The organism is Pseudomonas sp. BIGb0558 (assembly GCF_024807515.1).
Taxonomy (GTDB): Bacteria; Pseudomonadota; Gammaproteobacteria; order Pseudomonadales; family Pseudomonadaceae; genus Aquipseudomonas; species Aquipseudomonas yamanorum_A.
Window position 1 is genome coordinate 73,220 of record NZ_JANUEW010000022.1, and the last position, 23,877, is coordinate 97,096.

Annotated in this window: 18 protein-coding genes; 10 read left to right on the forward strand and 8 right to left on the reverse strand. The window is 61.9% G+C overall.

Features of this window, described 5'->3' with window-relative positions; all coding sequences use genetic code 11:
• The 5 genes from M2400_RS22830 to M2400_RS22850 are packed head-to-tail and all read left to right on the forward strand — an operon-like array spanning window position 1 to window position 3,348.
• Complete coding sequence (locus tag M2400_RS22830) at window positions 1-1,266, forward strand: hypothetical protein (RefSeq protein ID WP_259198266.1); 1,266 nt, start codon at window positions 1-3, stop codon at window positions 1,264-1,266.
• Between the two features lie 14 nt (window positions 1,267-1,280).
• Complete coding sequence (locus M2400_RS22835; protein WP_259198269.1) at window positions 1,281-1,883, forward strand: hypothetical protein; 603 nt, start codon at window positions 1,281-1,283, stop codon at window positions 1,881-1,883.
• 18 nt (window positions 1,884-1,901) lie between these two features.
• Entirely contained in the window at window positions 1,902-2,075 is a 174-nt protein-coding gene (locus M2400_RS22840) for a hypothetical protein (protein WP_259198271.1), read from the forward strand.
• A 32-nt stretch (window positions 2,076-2,107) separates the two neighbouring features.
• Entirely contained in the window at window positions 2,108-2,848 is a 741-nt protein-coding gene (locus tag M2400_RS22845; protein ID WP_259198273.1) for a molecular chaperone, read from the forward strand.
• A complete protein-coding gene (locus M2400_RS22850; protein ID WP_259198274.1) occupies window positions 2,848-3,348 on the forward strand; it encodes a fimbrial protein in 501 nt (166 codons plus the stop codon). The genes M2400_RS22845 and M2400_RS22850 overlap by 1 nt, the downstream gene beginning before the upstream one ends.
• Before the next feature lie 178 nt (window positions 3,349-3,526).
• On the opposite strand, the gene M2400_RS22855 is transcribed toward M2400_RS22850, so the two are convergent.
• The 3 genes from M2400_RS22855 to M2400_RS22865 all read right to left on the reverse strand — a co-directional run bounded on the left by M2400_RS22855 (window position 3,527) and on the right by M2400_RS22865 (window position 12,666).
• Entirely contained in the window at window positions 3,527-8,626 is a 5,100-nt protein-coding gene (locus tag M2400_RS22855) for an NEL-type E3 ubiquitin ligase domain-containing protein (RefSeq protein ID WP_259198276.1), read from the reverse strand.
• 139 nt (window positions 8,627-8,765) lie between these two features.
• A complete protein-coding gene (locus tag M2400_RS22860) occupies window positions 8,766-11,876 on the reverse strand; it encodes a transglycosylase domain-containing protein (RefSeq protein WP_259198278.1) in 3,111 nt (1,036 codons plus the stop codon).
• A gap of 331 nt (window positions 11,877-12,207) precedes the next feature.
• Window positions 12,208-12,666 carry an REP-associated tyrosine transposase gene (locus M2400_RS22865; protein ID WP_177116188.1) on the reverse strand — a complete coding sequence of 153 codons (459 nt, stop codon included), beginning with the start codon at window positions 12,664-12,666 and terminating at the stop codon, window positions 12,208-12,210.
• A gap of 618 nt (window positions 12,667-13,284) precedes the next feature.
• Here M2400_RS22865 and M2400_RS22870 point away from each other — a divergent pair.
• Window positions 13,285-14,697, forward strand: coding sequence for an amino acid permease (locus tag M2400_RS22870; protein WP_259198280.1), 1,413 nt, complete (start codon window positions 13,285-13,287; stop codon window positions 14,695-14,697).
• 46 nt (window positions 14,698-14,743) lie between these two features.
• On the opposite strand, the gene M2400_RS22875 is transcribed toward M2400_RS22870, so the two are convergent.
• From M2400_RS22875 to M2400_RS22885, 3 genes are all read right to left on the reverse strand, one after another.
• Window positions 14,744-15,868 (reverse strand): OpgC family protein, encoded by a 1,125-nt coding sequence (locus M2400_RS22875; RefSeq protein ID WP_177079925.1) that lies wholly within the window; start codon window positions 15,866-15,868, stop codon window positions 14,744-14,746.
• A gap of 145 nt (window positions 15,869-16,013) precedes the next feature.
• On the reverse strand, window positions 16,014-16,310 hold the full coding sequence (locus M2400_RS22880) for a cupin domain-containing protein (protein ID WP_177133973.1): 297 nt from the start codon (window positions 16,308-16,310) through the stop codon (window positions 16,014-16,016).
• Between the two features lie 68 nt (window positions 16,311-16,378).
• Window positions 16,379-17,998, reverse strand: coding sequence for an FMN-binding glutamate synthase family protein (locus M2400_RS22885; RefSeq protein WP_177040673.1), 1,620 nt, complete (start codon window positions 17,996-17,998; stop codon window positions 16,379-16,381).
• Window positions 17,999-18,199: 201 nt separating this feature from the next.
• On the opposite strand from M2400_RS22885, the gene M2400_RS22890 reads away from it, so the two are divergent.
• Entirely contained in the window at window positions 18,200-18,844 is a 645-nt protein-coding gene (locus M2400_RS22890) for a hypothetical protein (protein ID WP_259198284.1), read from the forward strand.
• Here the strand turns inward: M2400_RS22890 and M2400_RS22895 are convergent.
• Window positions 18,792-19,556 carry a LuxR C-terminal-related transcriptional regulator gene (locus M2400_RS22895; protein WP_177040669.1) on the reverse strand — a complete coding sequence of 255 codons (765 nt, stop codon included), beginning with the start codon at window positions 19,554-19,556 and terminating at the stop codon, window positions 18,792-18,794. The two genes, M2400_RS22890 and M2400_RS22895, sit on opposite strands and share 53 nt — an antisense overlap.
• A 94-nt stretch (window positions 19,557-19,650) precedes the next feature.
• Here M2400_RS22895 and M2400_RS22900 point away from each other — a divergent pair, with 94 nt between their 5' ends.
• The 3 genes from M2400_RS22900 (at window position 19,651) to M2400_RS22910 (ending at window position 22,444) form a co-directional block, all read left to right on the forward strand.
• On the forward strand, window positions 19,651-20,472 hold the full coding sequence (locus M2400_RS22900; protein ID WP_259198286.1) for a carbon-nitrogen hydrolase family protein: 822 nt from the start codon (window positions 19,651-19,653) through the stop codon (window positions 20,470-20,472).
• 273 nt (window positions 20,473-20,745) lie between these two features.
• Window positions 20,746-22,071, forward strand: a complete 1,326-nt coding sequence (locus M2400_RS22905) for an APC family permease (RefSeq protein ID WP_177040665.1) — start codon at window positions 20,746-20,748, stop codon at window positions 22,069-22,071.
• Window positions 22,072-22,171: 100 nt separating this feature from the next.
• Window positions 22,172-22,444, forward strand: coding sequence for a type B 50S ribosomal protein L31 (locus tag M2400_RS22910; protein WP_017480090.1), 273 nt, complete (start codon window positions 22,172-22,174; stop codon window positions 22,442-22,444).
• A 25-nt stretch (window positions 22,445-22,469) separates the two neighbouring features.
• On the opposite strand, the gene M2400_RS22915 is transcribed toward M2400_RS22910, so the two are convergent.
• Window positions 22,470-23,876, reverse strand: a complete 1,407-nt coding sequence (locus tag M2400_RS22915) for an ATP-binding protein (RefSeq protein ID WP_259198289.1) — start codon at window positions 23,874-23,876, stop codon at window positions 22,470-22,472.
• Window position 23,877: the final 1 nt, after the last annotated feature.

A 23,877-nucleotide genomic window follows, 5' to 3' on the forward strand; every position in this document is an offset into this window, starting at 1 on the left:
ATGCCAAACAAAAAAACCGGGCTGTTCGCTGATGCCTTAAGCCAACTGCTCAAGTACAAGGTTGCGAGCCTGGTGCTCGCTGGCTTGTTGGGTGGGGCAACGCTGCCAGCCCAGGCGGCGGAAGTGGCGATTCGTGCCGAGTTCAAGCCGGACCCCGCGAGGCCCAATTTCAATACCTTTGAAAACAAAACGCCGAACAGTGGTTTCTGCGCGTCCTATCCCGTGCAGTGTGCGGCCATCAAAAGTTTCAGTTTGCGTGTGCCGCTGCGGTTTGATTCCAGCGGGCCGATTGAGCCCTTGCACACATCACCCCGGCAGGGTGCCATGTTCAGTGTCCCGGCCCAGTGGCGTGAATTGATGGTGACCCACACTGCGACCGGGGAGACAGAGACGCTCCAGGTGCGAATTTCCGGGATTGACCCGGTTGTTGACCTTGTCGGCGGTGGTGTAACGGCATTGCAAGCTCACCAGCTGTTGTGGGGGTCAAGGTGGGTGGGCGCTCCAGCGCCCTGCCGCTCTTCCCCGCTCGGAGCCTATTCGGGCAACTACTATCAGTTTTTCTGGTTAACGCCGGTTGTCGGAGACTGCGCCAAGCAGGCCCGTTTCAATATTCCGTGGATGACCTACGACTACCTGGACTTTGCCTACGAGCTGATCACACCCAACCCACTGGGCATGTCGATAGGTGAATACAAGGGGGCCGTCACGTATTCGGTCGGGCCGGGAAAAGACTTCGACCTGGGCGACGTCATGCTGCCCAACGACAGCGAACTCCTCCTCAATTTCACCCTGGACGTGCAACACCATCTCAAGGTCGAGATTCCACCCGGCGCCAACCGTATCGAACTGGTCCCCCAGGGCGGCTGGCAATCCTGGGTACAACAGGGCCGTCGACCTACGCGTTTGTTCCGCGACCAGACGTTCAATATGTGGTCGTCCGGGCGTTTCAAGATGGAGCTGCAATGTCAGTTCCCCGTGGGCAATACCTGCGGCCTGCAAGCGCCTTCGGGTGAGACCGTGCCGTTGAATATCGCCGTCAGCCTGCCCTTCGGGGTGGGCGATGAAACCGGCCAGAAGGTCGACCGGCGCCCCTTGCTGCTCGATGGCAGCGGTACCCGTGTGTTCAGCCCCACGTATTACCTGGAGCGCCGACCGGGAACCCTGCATTTTGAAATCCCGGCCAGCACGATGGAACCGATGTTTTTGCCGGGGGCACCTGATCGTTACTCGGGTACCGCCACTGTGATTTGGGATTCGGAAGTCTAGAAATGAAAAAAAACATGTATCGCGGATTGCGCCAGGCACTGGCGGGCGCCGTGTTGCCCTCCGGGGGGCTGAACGGCACCAGTTGGTTCGTTGTGTTTTTTTGGCTGGTGCCCGAAAACGCTGGAGCGTGCGCGACCCAGGCGCTGGTTGACTTGCCCAACTTTGAGTATCGCTATCTCCAGTTCGGCTATGAGTTGCGAACGCCCAAGCCACTTGGCATGCCCACGGGCGTTTACCGCGGCACCATGGTGTACACCGCCGGGCCTGGCATGGATTTCGACCCTGGTGATCGGGTAGTGCCCCGCGAGAGTGACGTCACCCTCAACTTTGTCCTGAGTGTCGAACATATCCTGAAAGTCGAGGTGCCTCCGGGCGGCGATCGTATCGAGTTGATTCCCCAGGGCGGCTGGCAGGCGTGGGTGCAACAGGGCCGCCGGCCAACACGGCTGTTTCGCGACCAGACGTTCATCATCGGCTCGTCCTCGCCCTTCAAGATACAGCTGGAATGCCAGTTCCCCATGGGCAACACCTGCGGCCTGCAAGCGGCGTCGGGAGAAACCGTGCCGCTGAACATTGCCGTGAGCCTGCCGGGCGGGATTGGTGATGAAAGCGGCTAGCCGGTCAAACGCAAACCCTTGCTGCTGGATGGCAGCGGCACCCACCTGTTCACCTCGAACTATTACGTGGACCGCGGGCCGGGAACCCTGCATTTCGAGATACCGGCCAGTGAAGTGGAGCCGATGTTTGCGCCAGGGGCGCCTGATCGCTACGCCGGAACGGTCACGGTGATCTGGGATTCGGAAGTCTAGGCCAAGCATTCAATTGAATAAGGTAAATGGTTATGAAAACTCTATTGGCAGCGATTGGTTTGGGTGTGTTCATGCCCCTGGCGGTTGCCGGGCCGAACATCAACGTGGGCGTGGTCTACGACTACCTGGACGGTGATAAAAGCACCTATTTGAAACGGGTGTTCAACGGTGGCGACAGCACCGCCTTCGTCAAGATCAACATCATGGAAATCCTCTACAACGCCGATGGCAGCGCCGAAGAAGTGCCCCTCAAAAGCCAGGCCGACGGCAATGCCCGCGACGGCCTGATGGCCAGCCCGGCCCGTCTGATCGTGCCGTCCAACGGCATGCAGGGCAGCCGCTTGTTGTTTATGGGCGAGCGTGACCAGGAGCGTTACTTCCGGGTGCGGTTCGTGCCGGTGGTGCCGGAGAAAGAAGACGAGTTTGCCGTGTCTGCCGAAGATCGCGACGCCTACCGGGCGTCCCTGTCGGCCGGGGTCAACGTGCTGGCGGGCTATGGCACGGTCTTTTTCGTGCGCCCCAAAAACACCCGTTATGAATCGCGTATCGAAGACAACGCCAATCGGTATGTGTTGAGTAACCGTGGCAACAGCGTGGTGGTGGTCGATGAGTTCAAGGACTGTTCGGCCGCCAGCCCCCAGGACTGCCGGCCGGTGACCAAGAACCATGTACTGCCGGGGCGGGCGTTTACCTTCGACAAGGAGCCGGGCCGGGTGTACCGCTTCAACCTGGTGGAAGGCAGCGGGCAAAAAATTCATGAGGTCGAAGGCTGATGAGCAGTAATCCGAGGATGTTCAAGTGGCTCATGGCGGGGATGCTGTTGGCGATGCTGGGATTGGTGTGCTCCGAGGCCTTTGCGGTGCGTGAAGAGCACACGTTTGACGTGTCGATCCAGATTCCCGGCAATGATTTTTATGTACTGCCGGTCAATCCGGGGTTCCTTGAACGCGACCAGCGCATGCACTGGAACACGGTCACCCGGACCCTGGCACCGTTACGGGAAAACTTCGATGTGAAGAACATCTCCGGTGGGGTCACGGCGCGTTTGGGGGCGTTGCCTTCGTTGTTCAACGGGTTCGATTCAATTGCGCTGAATGTGAGCTTCAACGGGCAGGAGCTTGGCCTGACGGAGGCCACGGTAGTGGCAGAAGAGCAGGCACGGGTGGGGTTGCGGGTGCCGCTGGTGATCACTGCCGTAGAGCCGGAGGGCGGGTACCTGGCGGGGGAGTATTACGGCAGTGTGCAACTGGTGTTTGATGCGTTGCGGCCCTGATAACGGATTACGGTGATCAGCCCTTGTGGTGAGGGCGCTAAGTGGAGAGGGAGCTTTTGTGGTGAGGGGGCTTGTCCCCCGTTGGAGTGCGCAGCACTCCCGTTTTTGGGGCCGCTTCGCAGCCCAACGGGGGACAAGCCCCCTCGCCACATGGAGCAGGTTTGGCACATGGAGCAGGTCAGAGCCGGGTGGACGCCACTGCCTCGCGGTTGCTCAGCCCCGTGGCCCTGGCCAGCGCTTCGCGCGTCAGGCGCCTCATCCATTCCTTCTCTTTGTAGCCCAGGTCGTTGAGCAGTCTGTTGTAGAGATCGTCAGACATTGGCTGGCGGGAAAATACCACACGTTCAGGCACCCCCAGTGCTTCGGCGAGGGGCTTGAGCGATTGGCTCAGCAACTCTTTTTGCGCCGGGTCCTGAGCGCGCGTCCACTGGTGTTGTGTGTCCTGCAGGTCATCCAGCTTTAAAAACTGCTCGGTGCAGCGTTGTTCGTTGTCCCGATACTCGGCGTCGTAGCGGTCACGCAGGTATTGTTCCCAGTAGGGCTCAAGCAGCATCTGGTTCACCAACCCATCACCTTCGGCCATTTCCAGCACGGTCTGGTACGCCTCGTCGATGCGTGCCTGGGGCACGTCGGCGGTCAGGCGATAAAGCATGTGGTCCGACAGCCAGGGCAAATCCAGCTTCTGCGCCAGGGAGGTCTGGTAGGCCAGGTAGATTTCCACTTCATCGACTTCGCCCGGCTCGCCATCCCGCATATCGGAACGCAGGCGCTGGCCCAGGCCGCCCTCGGTCACCGGCCTCAGGCGCCAGGCGATGTCCTCTTGAATGACCTCGCCCAGATGCCTCATGTGCGCCCGGCCCTTGGCCAGGGTCACCAACTTGCCGGTTCGTTCTTCGTCGGTCAGTGAGTAGCGCCGGGCCTCGGTGGCGAGGACTTCGATGCCCATGTCATTGAAAATCTGTGCACCGCCATCCGCGCACAGTCCGGGGAAACTCGACATCTTGAACAACGTGTCGCGCAGGTCGCTGTCGACACTGGCGGCGAGGATCAGTTGCCACACCCGCTGGGTGAGCTCCGGGCGGTTGATCGCTATGCGTTCCCGGTCTTCTTCGGTCTGTACCGACTCCTCCCGCTCCAGGGACTTGAGCACTTCAAACAGCCCTTGTGAGCCGTGCTCCTGTTCCAGGGCATTCCATAAGGTCTTGCGGTGTTCGTGCAGTTGCGGGTCCATCGCTTCCAGCCAGTAGGTGCTGTCGCCCTTTGGTTCGTAGGTGCGGTTGGGGTCCAGCCCCGCCGCCACGCGGTAGCTTTCATAGCGCTGGCGGTGTTCGAGGTCGAGGGTGTTGCGGTCCAGGCGGGTGCGGGCGACGGTTTCTGCCTGGGGCGTGCCGCGCGCAAACTCGGGCACTTGTTCGATGGCGTTGCCTCGCAGGTCGAGCAGGAAGCTGCGGTTTCGCGGGTGGGAAAACAGGCCCGTAGGCCACAGGGTGATCTGTGTGCGACTCAGCAGCAGATCGCGCAGGTTGGGCATGCGCGAGATGTCCGGCGGGATGCCCAAGGGGTTGTTTTGCAGTTGCAGGTGCTCCAGGCGACGCAGGCGGGACAGGAACTGACGTTGCGCGGGGGGCAACATGATGCGGTTGTCCCGCAGGTTGAGGTAGCGCAAAAAGCGCATTTCGCCAATGGCCTCGGGCATCCTCGACAGGTCGTTGTAGCCCAGGTCCAGCGCGCGCAGGGATGGGAAGCCCTTGAGGAAATGTTCGTGGAGCACGCCGAAGCGGTTATCGGCAATGGTCAGGCTGGTGACGTGCTCAAAGCCGGTGGTGAGTTCCGGCAGCATATCCGGCAGCAGCAGGCCCCGCAGGTCCAGTTCCGCGCCGCCCTGGACGTTGCCCCAAGGGTCGGTGTGCACGGCCATGCGGTCTTCCCAGCAGCGATACAGCTTGTCTGCGAGCAAGTGCCGCGCGGCCCGTTCCTGGCGAAACGCGCGACTGTCTTTCGGGTGGGCGGTGGCCGTGCGTTTCCACACTTCCAGGCGGTGGTACAACTGTTGTTTCTCGGTGGTCAACAGGTTGAGCACGCTGCGCATCTGCCGGGCGTCGACGTTGTCGATGAACTGTTCGACGCGTTGTTCGCTCAACGAGGGAAACAGCAGTTGCAGGACTTCCCGGGTGTGCGGTGTTGACGCCGGTTGCGGCGTGCCCGCCTGCCGGCTGGCGACAGGCCCTCGCAGTAAACGGCTGGTCTGTGTGTCGGCCGTGGTGCGTATTGGCGGTTGCGCGAGTACTCGGCGGCGCTCGTCCAGGGTGTGCAACTTGTCCATCAGCCAGCGTTTCAGTTCTGCGCCCTGGCCGGGTTTTTGGCCCGGTACGGTGACGGCGTGCAGCAGCGATTCGTAGAGGGTGTCCAGGGTGTGCAGGCGTTGGTGGGCCTGGTCGAACAGCTCGTAGCCGTGGTTGTTTTTGCGCACCAGGATTCGTTGCTGCGATGCATCGGCCGGGCCGGCTTCACAGCGCAACGGGCCGTCCGGGGTTTGCTCGCGCACTTCCAGGTGCAGGTCGGCGAAGGCATCGCTGTGCAGTTTCAGGGTGTTGAGCACCATGCGTTCGGTGTCTGGTGTCAGCGGCCAGGACGGATATAGCCCGGCGTAGGCCTGGTTGGCGTGCTGGACGAAGTGCAATTCCTCAGCCTGGTTGAGCAGCCGCAAAGGCACGTGCTGTTCACTCAGGGTCTGGCGCTCGGTGCGGGTGGCGGTGTCGAGCACGGTGCGCGCCAGCGTCGGGTCGAGGCCGGGCAACTGGCGTTGCAGCAGGCGCACCTGCGGGTCAGCGGATTGCTGGTTGATCTGGTGCACGTACTTCCCGATGTCGTCGGTCTGGGTCTGCACGTAGTCGGCCAGTTGATCGCGCAGGGCTTGTACCCGTTCGGCGCGGGGCACGTCGCGACCCAGCAGTGTGCGGATGGCCTCTTCGTCGAGAAACCCCAGCACCCGTTCCGGCAGTTGGCCGGACATCACCTGCCCCAGGCTGACTTTCAGGGTGGCGGAAGGTGTGGCGCCGGGCTTGGTGTAGGTACGAGAACCCCCGGCAAGATCGGCGCGGGCGAACACCTGCAACGCGGTATTTTCGGGCCAACCCGGCAGCTCGGTGACGGTCTGTTCAAACCATGCCGAGGTCGGGTCATCGGGCATCGGCGTGCCGGTGCGCAAGGTGCCGGCGGCGGTTTTGGCGGTGTGATAGGCCTCGTGGCGTTTGAGGGTTGCCTCCAGCAATGGCGGGGGCGGACGGTTGTACACATACAGGCCACGTAACTGGTCTTCATCGGTGGCGCTGATGCGCCGTACCTGTTGCAACTCAAGGTCACTGAAGGCTTGGGTGCGAGGCCCGAGGCGGCGCATGAGGAGGTTGCTGTCCCAACGACGGGGCTGTTCCGCTTCGTGCACGAAGGCGCCATGACCGTTGAATGACACCTTGGGGTGGTAGGCGTCCGGGCGTTCAGGGTGCCGGATGCGGTGTTGGCCGTTGTCGTCGGTCTGGCGAACCTCAACGTGCTGGTTGTTCAGTGGCAGGATCAGTTGGTCTTGATGGGAGTACAGGCCCCGGGCATCAGGCTTTGTGTCCGCTGCCAGCGCGATGTTTTTCAAGGCGTAGGGCGTCAGGTCGGGGTGCCACAGGCGGGTGCGACCGTCGGCGGTGGTCACCGGCTTGAGCCCTTCGACAAAGGGCGACAGCTTCAGGCGCGCCGCCTGGCCCAGGGTGCTCGCCGCGCCGAATGCGGCAAATTGCAGGACGCTGTCGACCACATCCATCAAGTGTTCGAACGCCTCTAGCCGTTGACCTTCGGCCCAGTCGACGATGCCCGTAAACACCTCGTCGGCGATCTGATAAGCGCTGTAGACCAGCATCAGTTCTCCCAGCAACGGCACAAACGGCGTGGCCACCAGCAAGGCGGCGTTGAGGATGTCCGAGAGGATTTTTTCCAGGTTGTCCCACCATGCCCAGCGTGCGTGCCGGTCGGCCACGGCCGTGGACACGGCGATTTCCCGGGCGTCGTTCAGGAGCTTGTTCAGGGTGATGCGGAACCGGTAGTGCCACAGGTCATTTTCGCCGGGGTTACCGGAGCGGTTCTGGTAATCGTCGGCGATGTGCTGCAGACGAAATTGCAGGTTGGGGTTGTTTACCGGGGTGTCTTTCCAGGTAGGGCCTGGGTCGGTCGGGGCTTTCTGGTGCCAGCGGACTTTGCTCAGGCGCGCGTTGAGGTTGGCAAAGAAGTGACCGCGCTCGCCCTGGGCGACAAACTGGCTGAAAAACCGCTGGTAGCGGGTACTGTCCCGTAGTTGCCGGGTGAGTTCCTGGACGAAGGCAATCGGCGAGGGGTATTCCTTGAGCGGGTGCTCGGGGTCTTCGGGGACGTAGACGATCACCCGGCCCACGGGCGTTTCGGTGCCGGGGGTGGCGCAGAACAGCACGATGCCGCTCAGGGCGCTGTTCATCAAATGTACGGTGTAGGCCCCCAGAGGACGGCCATCCAGGTGTGCGTTCGACTGGCCGGCGACCAGTTTGAGTGTCGCCAGGTGGGCATCAGGCCTCACGTGGCCAAGGATCAGCGCCAGATGGGCGGCAACCGTCAGGGCGCTTTTCTGACTGCAGATGGTTGCCTCGCGCACGGTGCGCGCCAGCGCGGCATTGTTGAACCCCAGGGCCTCCTGCAGTCGCGCCTGATAACGCGCGCCGATGTTCAGTTGGCGGCAGAGGGTTTTGAAGGTGTCGGCCGTGAGTGAGGCGCCGCTGGTACGGTGGCGCAGGTTCAACACGTCGCGCTGGCCGCGGGCGTCTTCAGCGGACAGAAAGGCGTAGTCGACAAAGCTGTCGCTGGCGGCAAAGTTATGCAGCGCGGCATCCAGCAGCGAGACGGTGCGGCTGACCACCGCGTTGCTGCTGTCGTGCACCCACCAGGCCAGTTCGGCCTTGCTATACAGGCGCAGGAAGGTGTTGCGCACGTCGATCTCGCCGTAGTGGGCCAGGGCGCTTTTCAGCAGGGGCTCGGCGAACGCCTGGACGTCGTTGAGGTCACGAAATTTCTGGTCCACGGCGCTTTGGTTTTGCCAGTGTTCGGCGATGGCGGTTTTGAGCGCGGGTGTGGGCGCAACGTTGAGCGGGCGGGCGGTTTTCAACGCACGCGCTCGGTCAGGGGCTGCGCCTTTGATCCACGGTGGCAGGGTGTTTTTGATCAGTAAATAGTGGGTGCCTTGGAAATCGGCGCCGGGTAAATCGGACATGGGGTAGACCTGAATTAGAGCAAGAGTAACGGCTCAGTCTATTCAGGCCCGGGGCCGCCGATAAGTTCGAATACCGGCTGGAACAGGCGGCTTATTCAGCGGAAAAATGCGTGGATAAAGCGCATACCTGTCACCTGTTTCAGCGTGCGGCGGTGGTGGGCGGAATCTGGCACAAGGTGCTGTCCCCGGGCTGCAAATACGGGGTAAGAATCGGCGCCATGCCCTTGAGCACCTGCACCGGCAACGCCGAGGTGAACTTGAACCCCTGGGCCGACGCGCCGGGCACGAACGCGGTGAGCGCACCGAAGTGATGGTCGCCGATATAGAACACGAATGTTGCGGTGCGGTTGATCGCCTTGGAGCTGAGAACCCGCCCGCCGGCGCCGATGGCTTCGATGCGGTTGTCGCCGGTGCCGGTCTTGCCGCCCATGGCCAGCGGTGTGCCGTCGGCCAGGTTGAAACTGCCGGACACGCGGCGTGCGGTACCGGCGTCCACCACTTGCGAAAGGGCTCCCCGCAGGGCCGTGGCCACTTCGGACGGCATCACCCGCTTGCCGCGATTGGGGTCGTTGATCAGGCGGGTTTCATAGGGCGTGTCGGCGGCAAAGCGCAGGCTGTCGATGCGCAGCGTGGGTTCGCGTACGCCGTCGTTGAGGATGATGCCCACCAGCTCCGCCAGCGCTGCGGGACGGTCGCCGGAACTGCCGATGGCGGTGGCCAGCGATGGCACCAAGTGGTCGAACGGGTAGCCGACTTTTTGCCAGCGCTGGTGAATATCGAGGAACGCTTCGATCTCCAGCATGGTGCGGATGCGGCTGTCCCGGGCGCTCTTGTGGCGGCTCTTGAACAGCCAGCTGTAAACCTCCTGGCGCTCATGTTCGCTGGCGGCGGTGGCCTGGGTGAAGGTGGCGTCGGGGTTGTTCAGCAGGTAGCCCATCAGCCACAAATCCAATGGGTGGACCTTGGCGATATAGCCCTGGTCGGGCAGGTCGTAGGCGCCGGGGCCGTAGTTCTGGTAGAGCTTGTCGAGGCGTTCGTCGGTGAGTTTTTCAGTGCTTTTCACGTTGCTCAGGTGCGAGCGGATAAAGCTGTTGAAACTCGCCTGGCTGGCGTTGGGCAGCAGGTAGCGGTGCACGGCGGCCAGGCGTATGGCGGTGGGATGCATGCTGTCGAGAAAGGTGTCGAGGCGGGCCTGGGTGTTCTTGTTGCGGTATTTCTTCCAGAACTTGAGCAGGAAGGTGGTGCCTTCGCGGTCGGCGAACTGCGCCAGGTATTCCTGGCGGCGCGGGTCGTTGTCGTCCTTGAGCAACTCGGCGCTGTTGTTCGGGCCCTGGTAGGTGCTGTAGCGCACCAGGTCGCGCATCAGACGGATGAACGGCAGGTTGATCGACTCGCGCAGCGCTTCGATCAACGTGGGTGTACGGCCGTTGTCCTGAATGCGGAAGTTGTGGAAGTGGTGCATGCCGCCACCGGTGAAAAAGCCTTCGCTGGTGTTGGCCGAGTACTGCCGATTGAGGGCTGCGTCGAGCATGGCCGGCAGGTTGCGGTCGCTGTTCTGGATCAGGTAATCGAGGGCCCAGCGGGTGATGCGGTCCTGGTCGTCCACCGGGACTTTGCGCAGCTCGGCCGCCGGCATTGCACCGTATTTATCGTGCAGCTCGCTGACGATTTGCAGGTAGGTGGTCATCACCCGCAGCTTGGCGGTGGAGCCCAGTTCCAGCTTGCTGCCTTCGTTGATGTCGAAGGGTTGGTCGGTGCTGTCGGTCTGTACCCGTACCCGCGCGCCGTCGGGTGTCATCTCGTAAAGGTTGAAGCTGTAGCGAACCTGGGCGGTGCTGGCGGGTGTCAGCAGCGTGGGGCCGATCAGGCCGATCTGCGTGGCGAAGGCCGGGTCGGCGAGGTGCTTGAGGTAAGCGCTGGCCTGGCTTTGCAGGTCGGCTTGCAACGTGCTGGTGGCGGCGAGGTCAAGGCGGTCAAGGTCGTACAACGGCTGGTTGAGCAGGGCGGCCAGGCGAGTACGGGCGACGGTGATGCCCTTGTTGCTTTCGATCGGCTGGATCGTTGGCTGCTGCTGCCAGTCACGGTAGGTAACGTGGCTGGCGAGGGCGGCCTTGGCCAGCGCCGGGTCGATCACGTTGTTCTGGGCGAGCAGGCGGATGTGGCTGTCGGTGAGGTCGGCCAGTTCCTTGTGGCCCTTGGACAAATAGTGAGAGGGCCGGCGCTGGGCGATCATCAGCGACAGCACCTCCCGCAGGGCCAGGCCTTTTTGCGGCAGCTGTTTGGGGTCGTTGCTGTTGAGCAGGGCATTGGTCTGGTTGAAGTCGGCGCCGTACCACACGCGCAAACCTTCGGCCATGCCGTGCACTTCGCCATGGCCGGGCACGGCTGAAAGGGGCACGCTGTTGAGGTAATCGCGCACGATGTCCTGGCGGGCCCCGAGGGTTTGCGGGCCGTCCTGATATGCCCGCACGCTGGCGGAAATCATCTGGCGGATTTTCTCGCCGCCGGACAGGGTCAGGCCGTCGGGGGAGTGACGGTACTTCTCCAGTTGAGTCGCCAGGGTGCTGCCACCGGCGGTCTGGCCGGGCAGGTGCAGGAGCTTCGCCACCTGGGACCAGGCGGCCTTGGCGAAACGCGGCCAATCCACCGCCGGGTTGAGTTGTGGTTGCTTGGGGTCGAGCAGGTCGCGGTCTTCGATAAACAGCAGGCTGTTGACCACCACCGGCGGGATCGCCGTGAAGCTTGGGTAGAACTGCTGGGGATAAGTGAACTGATACAGCGGTGCGGCGCGGCAATCGGTGATGGTCAGGCCGGCCTGGATTTTTTCCGGGTAGGGCACGAACAGGCCACGTTGGGCGTAGCTCATCAGGTCGGGGGAGAAGCGCGCCTGTGCCTGGATCAGGTAATCGCGCTTGATCAGGCGCGGCAGGAATTCACCCAGGGCGCTGTAGCCGAGGCGCTTGTCGAAGGGCCCGGCGCCGGGATAAACCCGCGCATCGCTGGGGCCGGGATGCATTTGATAGGTGAGGGTTGAGGCGAGGTCGGAGAAGGTTTTGGCCTGCAGGCGCGAGGTGTGCATTTCCCGCATCGCGGCAAAGCCCAGGGCGATCAGCGCAATCAGCAGCACCAGCCAGAACAGGCGCCACCACAGTCGCCTGCGGGGAGGAGGGCTTTGTGGCAATGGCTGTTCATCCGGGCTATCGGTGGATACCGCAGCCTTGGTCGAAGCGTTCTGCCATAAAGCGCCCATAGTCGATTGATCCATTTACGTAGATTGATCGGACTTGGTTGAAGCTTAGACGGTGGTGGGCGAGTGGGGGGGATTTGTGAGGGTGGGGTTGTTTGGGGTGAGAGAGCTTGTTGTGGGGACGGGGCTTGCTGTGGAGAGGGAGCTTGCTGTGGCGAGGGAGCTTGCTCCCGCTGGAGTGCGAAGCACTCCCAAAGAACCCACCTCGGTTTGACTGCAAAACCGCATGCCCAGGTCTTGGGGCTGCTGCGCAGCCCAGCGGGAGCAAGCTCCCTCGCCACAACAAGCTCCCTCGCCACAACAAGCTCCTTCACCAGCGAGGTGCTGTTCCTGCCTATAGCCAGCAGGCGTCCCACAGCGGGTAGTCGCCGGCGCGTTCTACCAGTCCCGCCCTGATGGGATTGGCGATGATGTACCTGGCCAAATGACGCAAATCTTCACCGTCCCGAATCCCCCGGTCGTGATAGCCGTTCTGCCAAAAGGCTCCTGTGCTGTTCCTTGCGCGGTTGATTGTGTGCGTGCTGCGGGACTTAACCGCTTGCATCAGCTGGGGCAGGCTGCGTTGCTCAAGCTGGACCAGCCAATGAAAGTGGTCCGGCATGATGACCCAGGCTATGGAACTCCCCCATTTTTGCTCATGGGCACGCCTGAATTCGGTTACCAGCAGGCGACCCAGATGAAAGTTGGTAAAGAGTGGTTGGCGATTGTGGACGACGGCTGTGACCAGATAAGCCCTGCCGGGCTCGCTGAATCTACCGGTTCTCAGGCGATGGGATTGAGGGCGTGTAGGCATTCCATTGCATTCCTTGTTGCTCCAGATGAATTGACGCTAGCAGCCTGACAGGGGCCCTGATCCCGGAATTGTTGAGTACGTATTTCCATGCATGGTCCCTCACTGTGGGGAGGAGCTTGCTGTGTGGAGGGGGCTTGCTGTGGTGGGGAGCTTGCTGTGGAGAGGGAGCTTGCTGTGGTGGGGGAGCTTGCTGTGGGGAGGGAGCTTGCTGTGGTGGGGGAGCTCCCTCGCCACAGCAAGCTCCCTCGCCACAATGGATTGAGTCAGGCAGAAAACACCGCCCTAGAGCCTCCCCCACCGGTAAATCCGCCAAAGGTAGGGGCATGACGCTGCACCATTACCGTGCAATACTCGCCGCCGTTTGTTGGCGATGATTCCTACGCGGAGCAGGTAATGCTCCTCCGTCAAAGGGGCTTTTACCGCGAGTTCCCGCTGAATCTTGTCGTTTATAGAGTGAAAACCCCTGGGTTTTGCTTTTTATACTGCACCCCCGCTGATCTGGCCCGGCCAGACGGTCTTGCCCAAAAGGCAGGCCCGCTATCAGGACGCCCCGGCCACCCGCCGCGACGCCCCGGACTCGGTGGCTCATATCCAATAACAAGACGAGGTTGTATCCCTATGCCAGCTGGCAATCACCTGCCCCATGGCGAGGCCGCTCAGGGCGGTCCGCTGAAACGCGAACTCGGCGAACGGCATATTCGCTTGATGGCCCTCGGCGCCTGTATCGGTGTCGGTCTGTTCCTGGGCTCGGCCAAGGCCATTGAAATGGCCGGCCCGGCAATCATGCTGTCCTACATCATCGGCGGCCTGGCGATCCTGGTGATCATGCGCGCCCTCGGCGAGATGGCCGTGCACAACCCGGTCGCCGGTTCCTTCAGTCGTTACGCACAAGACTATCTCGGCCCGCTGGCGGGCTTCCTCACCGGCTGGAACTACTGGTTCCTGTGGCTGGTGACCTGCGTCGCGGAAATCACCGCGGTCGCGGTGTACATGGGCGTGTGGTTCCCCGATGTGCCCCGCTGGATCTGGGCCCTCGCGGCGCTGGTCAGCATGGGCACCATCAACCTGATCGCGGTCAAGGCGTTCGGTGAGTTCGAGTTCTGGTTCGCGCTGATCAAGATCGTCACCATCATCGCGATGGTGATCGGCGGCGTCGGCATCATCGCGTTCGGTTTCGGCAACGACGGTGTGGCGCTGGGGATTTCCAACCTGTGGGCCCACGGCGGCTTCCTGCCCAACGGCGTGACGGGCGTGTTGATGTCCCTGCAAATGGTGATGTTCGCCTACTTGGGCGTGGAGATGATCGGCCTGACCGCCGGTGAAGCGAAGAACCCGCAGAAGACCATCCCGAGCGCCATCGGCTCGGTATTCTGGCGCATCCTGCTGTTCTACGTCGGCGCGTTGTTCGTGATCCTGTCGATCTACCCGTGGAACGAAATCGGCACTCAGGGCAGCCCGTTCGTGATGACCTTCGAGCGCCTCGGCATCAAGACCGCCGCCGGCATCATCAACTTCGTGGTGATCACCGCGGCATTGTCGTCGTGCAACGGCGGCATCTTCAGCACCGGGCGCATGCTCTACAGCCTGGCGCAGAACGGCCAGGCCCCGGCCACGTTCGGCACCACGTCGAGCAACGGCGTGCCGCGCAAGGCGCTGTTGCTGTCGATCTTCGTGTTGTTGCTGGGCGTGCTGCTCAACTACATGGTCCCGGAAAAAGTCTTTGTGTGGGTGACATCCATCGCCACTTTCGGTGCGATCTGGACCTGGTTGATGATCCTGCTGGCCCAGCTCAAGTTCCGTAAGAGCCTGAGCCCGGCCGAGCAAAAAGCCCTCAAATACCGCATGTGGCTGTACCCGGTCAGTTCCTACCTGGCGCTGGCGTTCCTGCTGCTGGTGGTAGGCCTGATGGCGTACTTCCCGGACACCCGCGTGGCGCTGTATGTCGGCCCGGCGTTCCTGGTGCTGCTGACGGTGTTGTTCTATGTGTTCAAGTTGCAGCCGACCCAGGCTGCGGTGCGCACCGCGAGCTGATGTTTTCTGTGCTCAACAAAAAGCCCCTTTCGGGGCTTTTTGTTTTTCAGGCGGTGGCGACGCGCGTCGGTTGGGTGAGCCGCTTGTTCAAGTCCAGCCAGGCCCCCAGCAGCGCCATCAACCCGGCACCCACCATGGCGGTGAAGATTTGCATGGCGAAGGCATCGCCGGTGATCGCATTGACCATGTCCGCCAACGGCGCCAGCAGCACCCCCAGGCAGAACACTTCCAGGGAGTAGCGGCCCATGCGACAGGTTTGTTGCGCCAGCCAGTTTTGCGTCCAGCCATGGCCGGGCAACAGCTTGGCGGTGACGTAGGCCAGGGCCAGGAAGTGCAGCAAACGCACTGGCGACAGGTCGGTCTTGCTGATGGGGTAGAGCAGGTCACTGAGGGCCGACGGCATCACCGCGTCGTGGATTTCGGGCCAGCGCCACGAGATCGTGATGACGCCCGCCACCAGCGCATACACCGCCGCCGCGACGAACAACGGCTGGCGCAGCAGCCCACGGGTTTGCGCCGGTCGTGGCTGCTGCGCATGAATCGCCGCCGCACCGCCCAGCACAAACAGCAACTGCCAGGTCACCGGGTTGAAGTACCACACACCGTCGGCAATCGCCGCCAGGTTCCAGCCCAGGTGCGGGGCCAGCAGGTACACCGCCAGCGAAACCGCCACCACCGCCCAGGTCTTGCGCAGCAGCAACGGCAGCACCAGCGGCAGGCAGCCCAGCAACACGATGTACAGCGGCAACGGGTCCATCAGGTTGGGTTTGAAGCGCAACAGCAGTTCATCCACCAAGGCTTGCTGGGGGTGGGTGACGAAATGCGTCAGGCCCATCTCTTCGACCAGGTCGCGGGTTTCCACATGGCTGTTGGCGAAGAACACGATGCCCATCAGCATCGCCAGTAAAAAGATGTGCACCACGTACAGCACCCAGGTGCGCCGCCAGATCTTTACACAGGCAATCAGGTAGCCGTCGCGCTGCAGGATCTTGCCGTAGGCCAGCACCGCCGCATAACCGGCCAGGAACACGAAGACTTCCGCCGCGTCACTGAAACCGAAGTTGCGCAGGGTGATCTGGCCGAGAGGGTTGTGGGGCACGTGATCCCAGAAAATGAAGATCAACGCCAGGCCCCGAAAAAAATCGATGCGCGGGTCGCGTCCGTTCAGCATGGCAGCGGGCTCTTGAACAAAGGGTTTAGTAATGACAAGTGGACGACGGCTTTTGTCGAGCCGTACGTCGGGCGGGGCGCAGATTGGCGGTATTTGTAAGCAATTGCAAAGGCGGGGTATTTACAGAATGTCTCGCTGGCCCAGATTAAACATCGATGATTACCAGCGTGCCGTGGCTGCCAGCCAGCACCCCGTGGGCGATGCCGGCTTCCACCAGGTACATCTGGCCGGCGCCCACGTCGATGGCCTCCTCACCGATGGACAGGCGCAAGTGACCGTCGATCACCAGCAGGCCTTCGTTGTAGTCGTGGGTTTCTTCTTCATAGGCGTGCGCGTCCATGCGCAACACCTTGATCCGCGCCGGGCCGACCTGGCCCAGGCGGGTAGATTTCCAGGTGTCCGGCAGTTGTGCAGCGAGGGCGGTGAAGTCCAGTAACGGCATGGTGAAGCTCCTTGTTTCAACGATGCCGTTCGGTGGTCCGGTTCAGCGGGATTTTCAGTGTAGGCGACTCAGGCCGCCGCAATTTCATTGGGCTCAAAACTGTCCGCCCGCGCCATCTGCCACATGCGCGAATAGAACTCGCCGTTCACCTCGCCGGTCAGCAGTTCCCCAGGCTTGAGGAACACATGCAGCTGCGAGAACAGCTTGATCTCGGTGGCCGACATGCGCCGCACCAGGTGCTTGGCCGACAGCTGCGAGGGGTGATCGAGGCCGGCAGCGGCGAGCATTTCGGCCAGGGCCTTCAGGGTGTTGCGGTGGAAGTTGAACACCCGCTGGGCCTTGTCCGGCACCACCAGTGCGCGTTGGCGCAACGGGTCCTGGGTGGCCACGCCGGTGGGGCATTTGTTGGTGTGGCAGCTTTGCGACTGGATGCAGCCGATGGCGAACATGAAGCCCCGCGCCGAGTTGGCCCAGTCGGCGCCGATGGCCAGGACGCTGGCGATGTCGAATGCGCTGACGATCTTGCCGCTGGCGCCCAGCTTGATCTTGTCCCGCAGGTTCAGGCCCACCAGGGTGTTGTGCACGAACAACAGGCCTTCACGCAGGGGCACGCCGATGTGGTCGGTGAACTCCACGGGCGCCGCGCCGGTGCCGCCTTCCTTGCCGTCCACCACGATAAAGTCCGGGAGGATGCCGGTTTCGAGCATGGCCTTGGCGATGCCCATGAATTCCCACGGGTGGCCCAGGCAGAACTTGAAGCCCACCGGCTTGCCGCCCGACAGTTCACGCAATTGGGCGATGAACTGCATCATTTCGATCGGGGTGGAAAACGCGCTGTGGCGCGACGGCGAGATGCAGTCTTCGCCCATCATGATGCCGCGGGTATCCGCGATTTCCTGGGTGACTTTGTGCTTGGGCAGGATCCCGCCATGGCCCGGCTTGGCGCCCTGGCTCATCTTGATTTCGATCATCCGCACTTGCGGGTTCTGCGCCTGTGCGGCGAAGCGTTCCGGGTCGAACAGGCCGGTGCTGGTGCGGCAACCGAAGTAGCCGCTGCCCAGTTCCCAGGTCAGGTCGCCGCCGTTTTCCCGGTGGTAGGGGCTGATGCTGCCTTCGCCGGTGTCGTGGGCGAAGTTGCCCAGCTTGGCACCCTGGTTGAGGGCGCGAATCGCGTTGGCGCTCAACGAGCCGAAGCTCATGGCCGAGATGTTGAACACCGAGGCCGAGTACGGTTGCTTGCACTGCGGGCCGCCGACGATCACGCGAAAGGCGCTGGGGTCGCTCAACGGCGCGGGGCGCATGGAGTGGCCGATAAATTCGAAGCCCGACTGGTACACGTCGATCAGGGTGCCGAAGGGTTTGTCGGCGCTTTCATTCTTGGCGCGCGAATAGACCAGCGAGCGCTGGGCGCGGGAGAAGGGCAGGGCGTCGCTGTCGGACTCCAGCAGGTACTGGCGGACTTCCGGGCGGATGGCCTCCACCAGGTAACGGATATTGCCCAGGATCGGGTAGTTGCGGCGCACCGCGTGAGGGCTTTGCAGCAGGTCGAAAATGCCGATCAGGCTAAGGATGCCGGTCACCACGGCAATCGGCCACACCCACTCGTGTTCGATAAACGGCATGCTGGCGAGGGTGAAAATGACGCAGACGGCAAAGAACGCGTAACGGCTTAGTAACGACAGGCTCATACGGTTTTTCCTCAGGTTCAACTCTACAGGTCGATCCGCCATTCTGCGCCTGTCCTCAAAGCCCGGACAAGGATTGACCGCTCCGGTGCGCATTTATTGGCCACTGTGCTGCCTGTTTGTGGGAACTCTTCTGCGGGCGATTGCCACTATGGACGCAGGACGCGAATCCCGTATGTCAACTTCTGCCATGAGTGAATTGTTATGACTGTCAGTGCCTCAATTGCCCCTGATCGCTATTTGTCACCGTCTCTGCCTCAACAAACGGCGCTTTCAAAAAACGATCGAGTGAGCGCGAACGATCTGACACCGCAGCACGAAGTAACACCCCAAGCGGATGACCCGACGCAGGAGCGGCGTGAGCGTCATGCAGAGGCGGTGTACGACAACCCTGTCGTCAGGTTTCTGCTGAGCCAGAAGGGCGCCGAACGTCAGGAGGCCGATGCGCCGCCCTCGGGCGCCGAGGTGAGACCTGAGAATGCTCCGAAGAACATGACGCAGAACATCGCCGGTGCCGTCGGCAACAAAACATGGATGTTCCCCGGCCTCAGCAACATGGCCCTGGGTGTAGAAAAGTCGGATGGCAGCGCCGTCGGCATGATGGCCGGTGCAAAAACCGGGCTGGAGAAAACCCTGAACGACGGCCTGGAAACGTCGATCCGTGGCGCCGCCCAGGGGAGCCTGATGTCAATCTTCAAAGGCTATGCCGAGGCCGTCGCCAAAAATGAAGCCACACCGGCGTTCGTCAAGGAAGTCGTAATCAAACTCCTGGACTGGTTGAGCTCCTGGGGCCGATTCAGCTCGTCTGAGCCTGCAGGAAAATCGAGAACAGCTCCGACTGGGATTTGATTCCCAGCTTGCTGTACATGTGCTTTTTGTGAACCTTCACGGTCTCCACCGAGATTTCCAGCTTGCGTGCAATTTCCTTGCTGGAACAGCCACTGAGCATCAAGCGCCCCACATCCAGCTCGCGTGCGGTCAACTGTGCGCCCCAGTCATCGTTCTGAATCGGTGCCTGCGGGGCGCTCACCTGGTTGAGTTCATGGGGCAGGCGCTGGCGCAGCAAGCTCAATACCCACGGCTGGATCAGCGACAGCAGGGCAATCTGCTGCGGCTCAAAACGCTGCCTGGAGCCCAGGGACAGGCATAAGGTTCGCCCGTCGGGCTGCTGGCAATTGAACTGGATTTCATCGGCCACCACGTTCAGCCGGAAGTAGCGCTGGTAATACTCGGTCAGCTCGAAATGCTCCGGCGCCACTTCGGCCAGGCGGAACAGCCCGGTGCGCGAGTGTTCGCGGCTGGCGATGTAGAAGGGGTCGAGCAGGTACAGGCCGTTGAGGTAATCCTGGAACAGATGGTCCGGCTCGCCGTCCTGGCCCGGGCATTCGGCGAACACCAAAGGCTTGTGTTCGCTGCTGAACAGCAACACCACCCAACTGTCGAACGGCACGTACTGGTCCAGCAACCGCACCAGTTGCGTCCAGAAATTGGGCTGGTCCAGGGCGTCTATCATTTGCCCCACCGAACGGTGCCAGGCGATGTCTTCCAGCGACAATGTCATGCATCTACCCCCATAGGGTTAACCCGGCTGCGTGATTTCCCGAGTGGTTGCGGCCTGCGCATACTGCGCCACAGATAAAACAACAGGACACACCATGAAGGTCGAATTTGCCCAGCTGGCCGGCCGCGATAACGGCACAGCTTACAACCTTGAGCGCGCTTTGGCGGCGATTGCTGCGTGTGCGGCGGATACCCAACTGGTCGTCTTCCCGGAAACCCACCTGATGGGCTTCCCCTCCGCGGGTACCGTGGCGGACGTCGCCGAGCCGGTGGACGGCCCGACCGTCCAGGCGATTATCCAGGCTGCGCGGGCGCGCAACATCGCCGTGGTGATCGGCATGGCCGAGAACGACGCGGGCCGATTTTATAACACCACCTTGCTGATCACCCCGGACGGCATCGCCCTGCGTTATCGCAAGACCCACCTCTGGGCCTCGGACCGCGGCGTGTTCGCCCCGGGCGACCGCTACGCCACCTGCGTGTGGAACGGCGTGCGCGTGGGCCTGCTGATCTGCTACGACATCGAATTCCCGGAAACCGCCCGCGCCCTGGCGCAGTTGGGCGCTGAAGTGTTGATCGTCACCAACGGCAACATGGACCCGTACGGCCCCACCCACCGCACCGCGATCATGGCCCGCGCCCAGGAAAACCAGGCGTTTGCGCTGATGGTCAACCGGGTAGAAGAGGGCGACGACGGCCTGATGTTCGCCGGTGGCAGTGCGCTGGTGGACCCGTTGGGCACCTTGTTGTTTGAAGCCGGGCGCGAGGAAGGGCAGTTCAGCGTTGAACTGGATCTTGGGCAACTGGCGGCGGCGCGACAGGACTATCGCTACCTGGATGACCAGCGCTTGAAATTGCCGGGGGAGGTGATTGAGCGCGCAGACGGTGTGCGGGAGTTGTTGATCCCGAAAGCCTGATCTCACTGGCAAATGGAATTCCTGTGGTGAGCGAGCTTGCTGTGGCGAGGGAGCTTGCTCCCGCTGGGCTGCGCAGCGGCCCCAAAATCTTAGGGCCGCTTCGCGCCCCAGCGGGAGCAAGCTCCCTCGCCACAGCAGCTCCCTCGCCACAACAGCTGTAATCAACACAACAGTGCGTCCATCAAGAAAAACGCTTCAACCATAAAAATTATTGCTCGTGCTGCACCGACTTCAGTTCTGCCATAACTCTAATAATTGCGCGGAGAATCGCTCATGGCTCGTTTGCAACGCACCCTGTCGTTAGGGTCGGTGGTGCTGTTTGGCATCGCCTATATGACACCGATCATTGTCCTGGGTACCTTCGGTATCTTGGCGCAATCCACCGCCGGCATGGTTCCGGCCGCTTACCTGGCCGCCCTGGTGGCGATGTTCTTTACCGCCATGAGCTACGGCCGCATGGCCTCGGCCTTCCCGGTGGCCGGTTCCGCCTACAGCTATGTGCGCAAGGCCATCAGCCCCAAGCTGGGGTTTATCGCCGGTTGGGCGGTGTTGCTCGACTACCTGTTCCTGCCCATGGCCATCTGGCTGATCGGCGCGGCCTACCTGCATTCGGCCTTCCCGTCGGTGCCGCAATGGGTCTGGGTCCTGGCGTTTATCGGGGTCACCAGCGTGATCAATATCATCGGCTTGAAACTCGCCAACGGCATCAACGCCTTGCTGATGCTGGTGCAGTTCCTGGTGCTGGTGGCGTTTGTCGCGCTGTGCATCCACTACATCGGCGGTGACGCCAGCAAGCCGCTGTGGACCATCACCCCGTTCTTCAACGGCCAGATGCAAATGCCGCTGATCATGAGCGGCGCGGCGATCGCCTGTTACTCGTTCCTGGGCTTTGACGCAGTCAGCACCCTGACCGAGGAAACCCGCGACCCACGCCGCACCATTCCCCGGGCGATCATGTTGATCACGCTGATCGGCGGGTTGATCTTCGTCGGTGTGTCGTACTTCGTGCAGATCGCCCATCCATCGTTCGAGTTCACCGACGTGGACTCCGCCGCCTATGAGATTGCCCGCAACATTGGCGGCGACCTGTTTGTGTCGATCTTCCTGATCGGCCTGATCGTCGGCCAGTTCGCCTCGGGGCTGTCGGCCCAGGCCAGCGGTTCGCGGTTGCTGTTTGCGATGGGGCGCGACGGGGTGTTGCCCAAGTCGTTCTTCGGCACCTTGCATGCGCGCTTCGGCACGCCGGTCAACAGTATCCTGCTGTGCGCGGTAGTCGCTTTGCTGGCACTGAAGCTGGACGTCACCACCTCCACTTCGTTCATCAACTTCGGCGCGTTCCTGGCTTTCAGCCTGGTGAACCTGTCGGTGATCTTTCACTACTGGATCGGCGCCAAACAGCGTGGGCTGCGGGAGCTGGTGCTGTTCCTGGTGTTCCCGACCATCGGCCTGCTGGCGGATGTGTGGTTGATGGTCAGCCTCGATCACCTGGCGATTTACCTGGGCCTGAGCTGGTTGGCGATTGGCCTGGTGTACCTGGGTTTCCTGACCCGGGGCTTTTCGCAGCAGCCACCGGAAATGGACTTCCAGGAAGCTGCATAGAAGGTCGGGGTCTATTCTTATTGCAATCGGTTCTCGTTTGGGCGCATGATTCGTGTTACTGTATAACACTAATTGATCACCCAGACGCCCCGGAGGCCTTATGAAACCTGGTATCCACCCCGACTACCGCACCGTGTTGTTCCACGACACCGCCGCCGATGTGTTCTTCCTGATAGGTTCCACCGTGGAAACCGACCGCACGCAAAAGCACAGCGACGGCAACACCTACCCTTACGTGCTGCTCGACGTGTCCAGCGCCTCGCACCCGGTGTATACCGGCCAGCAGCGCAAGACCCAGTCCGAAGGCCGCATCGCCGGCTTCAACAAGCGGTTTGCGTCATTCGGTTCGAGCCCGAAGAACGCCGAAGCCTGAGCCTGTCCCCTGTAGAGGCCTGCCTCTACAGGGGATCTGCCGTCTGGCGGATCGGCAACACCACTCGAAACGTGGTGCCCTTGCCCACTTCGCTGCTCACGGAAATCGTCCCGTGATGCTTCTTCACAATCCCGTACGACAGTGACAGGCCCAGGCCCGTGCCTTCGCCCACCGGCTTGGTGGTGAAGAACGGATCAAAGATTTTCTGCACACTCTGCGGCGCGATCCCGCAGCCGGTGTCCGCCACTTCCAGCCACACCTTGTCGCCCTCCACGCCGTTGCTGAGGGTGATGGTGCCGCGCTCCGGGCCCATGGCCTGGGCGGCGTTGATCACCAGGTTCATCACCACCTGATTGAGCTGCGAGGCCAGGCATTCAATGTCCGGCAGCACCTGGAAGTGCTTGACCACGTCGGCCTTGTACTTGAGTTCGCTGGCGACGATGTTCAGGGTCGAGTCGATGCCCTGTTGCAGGTTTGCCCACTGCCATTGCTCGTCGTTGTCGACCCGCGAGAAATCCTTCAGGTCCTTGACGATGCGGGCCACGCGACCAATGCCGTCCTTGGATTCGTGGATCAGGATCGGGATGTCTTCCTTGAGAAACGCCAGGTCCATGGCCTTGCGCAGGCTTTGCAATTGCGTCAGGCATTCGCCGGGCGCGAGGGCTTCTTCGGCCTGCCGATAGGCGTCGAGCATCTGCTGCAACTGTTTGAAGTAGCCGTCCAGGGTGCTCAGGTTGGAGGAGATGAATCCCACCGGGTTGTTGATTTCATGGGCCACGCCCGCCGCGAGCTGGCCCAGGGACGCGAGTTTTTCCGACTGCACCAATTGGCTTTCCAGTTGCTTGCGCTCATCGATCTCCAGTTGCAGCGCCTGGCTGGTCAAGGTCAATGCCTCGGTGCGCTGTTCCACCAGGAGCTCCAGATGACTGGTTTGCAGGGACGCGCGCCGGGCCATGTCCCATTTGGCGGCCAGGGTGTTGGCCATCTGTTGGACTTCGATGTTGTCGAAGGGCTTTTTCAGGATCAGCAGCCGGTCGTGGGCCTGCAGGCGAAACAGCAGTTCTTCCCAGGAGTAATCGGAGTAGGCGGTGCACACCACCACTTGCAAGTGCGGGTCGACTTTCCAGAGTTCTTCGATGGTTTGTGCGCCATCCCAACCCTGGGGCATGCGCATGTCAACAAAGGCCAGGGCGTAGGGGCGCTGTTGCTGCATGGCCTGGCACAGCAGCTCCAGCCCTTCCTGGCCACCGTAGGCCGAATCCAGCTCGAAGGCCTGGGCCTGGGGTTTAACGCTGTCGCCGAACAGCGCGGTTTCCATCTCATCCAGTTCCAGGTTCGCGTCCACGGGCGGCATCAGGATTTTGCGAAAGTCCTGGTGAATCGACGGGGTGTCATCGATCAATAAAATTCGCCGGTTCGGTGGTTTGTTCATG